The organism is Saccharopolyspora elongata, assembly GCF_004348985.1.
Taxonomy (GTDB): Bacteria; Actinomycetota; Actinomycetes; order Mycobacteriales; family Pseudonocardiaceae; genus Saccharopolyspora; species Saccharopolyspora elongata.
In genome coordinates, this window is sequence record NZ_SMKW01000199.1 from 1 (window position 1) to 2,133 (window position 2,133).

Sequence of the window (2,133 nt, forward strand, 5' to 3'; positions counted from 1 at the left end):
CTCCTCCCACTGGTCGAGGCGATCCCGCCCGTGCGAGGCAGGCGCGGGCGCCCCCGCCGCCGGCCCGACGCCCTGTATGCCGACCGCGCCTACGACTCCGACAAACACCGCGACGAGTTGCGCGACACGGGGATCGACCCGAAGATCGCCCAACGAGGAACCGGCCACGGCTCCGGACTCGGCGTGATCAGGTGGGTCGTCGAACGCACGATCGCCTGGTACCACGGCATGCGACGCCTGCGCATCCGCTGGGAACGCCGCGCCGACATCCACGAGGCGTTCCTCGGCCTGGCCACCTGCATCATCTGCTTTCGACACATCAAAACCCTTTGTTAGGAACTCTAAGGAGAACAACGGCGTGCACCTGCTCCCCACCACCACCGCGGCCGACGAACAGCGTCGCAAGGCCGATGTCGCGCTGCTCCCTGTTGGCAGTTTCGAGCAGCACGGCGTGCACCTACCGCTGGCGACCGACTCGATGATCGCCCATATCATCGCTACCCGGCTGTGCGACGCCTACGATCTACTGCTCCTGCCGCCAATCACCATCTCCTGCAGCCACGAGCATGAAGGCCTACTGGCCGGCACCGTCTCGATCCGCGCCACTACGCTGCACGCCGCCATCACCGATATCAGCGCTTCTCTGGAACGCCAGGGATTCGACGCCTTGCGCTCATCTCGGGCCACGGCGGCAACTACATCCTGTCGAACATCGCGCAGGAAGCTTCCGTATCCAGGTCGCGGCGAATAATCGTCTACCCCGGCAGCAGCGTCTGGCAAACCGCCCGCCAGGCCGCAGGCTGCGAGCTCACCGCGTCCCAAGATATGCACGCAGGCGAAGGTGAAACGAGCATCTTGCTGCACGCTGCTCCCTCACTCGTCCGCGATGGATACGAAACGGCCGACCACCGCGCCGACGAACGCCCCGACCTACTCCTGCGCGGACTTCGCGCCTACACCTCCACAGGCGTGGTCGGCCAACCCTCGCTGGCCAGCGCGCAGAAGGGCGCCGCCCTTCTCGACGCGTTCGAGAGCCAATTCACCCGTCGCCTCGATGAGTTGCGTAAGCCGATCCCCTGAGCAACGGCTCAGGCTGCTTCAGCGTCGAACAAACGACGGACATCCCTTGTCGCCCTACAGGATTGTGGGAGCACGGACGACTGTGCAGGAGGGCCGACATCGCTGCTGGCCTATCGGCCTCGCGCTCGCGTGCGCCGGCCAAGCGCGGGCGACCTATCGCACGCTGGATGTGACGTCGTGCTCCGGCGCAAACGGCATCACCCCGAACGCCGGGTATCTCATGGCCCCGCCCATCGAACGATCCGCACCGCGGCAACCACACTGCCGATGTCCCAGCGCAGCTCCTGCCAGCTCAACGACGTCGGCTCTGAGCGCCGAACTCCGTCGCCACCTTGTCGCCTCCGGACGGAACCCCTGTCCAGGTGAGCTGCCAGCCCCTACCTGAGGGCTTCGCCGGCACGCGAGCCGCAGCCGCCGTGGTTGCTCACCGGCTCGAGCGAATACGATGATCGTCATTGTCGTGGCCGGTAGCTCTGAAGCACGGCAACCACTTGCCGATCGCTGATCACCGCTGGACGAAGACTCGGCGCGATCGATCAAGCAAGAAAGCAGGGCCTCCCTCTGATCAACCGCCATGGACCACATCCGACGCGCCGGGTTGTGGACGCAATCCACCCGCCGTTGTCGGCGTACGCGGTCGACACGGATCAGCCAGCCGGCACAGTCACGCTGCTTTGTTGGTTCGGCGGACTTCTGCACGGCGGTGGCGCGCCCGCTGACCGAAGGGGACATTCGGATTCTCGTGGGTTCTCTCAGCCACTACGGGGACGGGGACACGGTCACCTTCCGACCACCGCTCGGGATTGGCATGAAAAACGCCCCAAACACCGGTGGCTCCCGACGGCGCCGGTACCGCACCCCTGCCACTGCCAGCAGCGCTCGTTCACACACGCCCTCCCGCACCACCACCGCACGCAACCGCCCGAGAGGAATGCTTGAGACCTGTGGATCGGCTGGGAAGGGGCGTACCTTCCCAGTGATCGGATGCAAGGTTCCAAGCATGGCCAGCGCTGCAACGCTGGCTGGGAAGGTACGACCCGATGCTCAGCGTAG

1 protein-coding gene and 1 pseudogene are annotated in these 2,133 nt (G+C 65.8%); both read left to right on the forward strand.

From position 1 onward, the window contains the following. Positions 1-336 (forward strand): transposase (locus E1288_RS46245; RefSeq protein ID WP_165968644.1); only part of this gene is annotated, 336 nt, incomplete at its 5' end. A gap of 22 nt (positions 337-358) precedes the next feature. Next, positions 359-1,080 (forward strand): annotated as a pseudogene (locus tag E1288_RS46250) (creatininase family protein). Positions 1,081-2,133 lie beyond the last annotated feature (1,053 nt).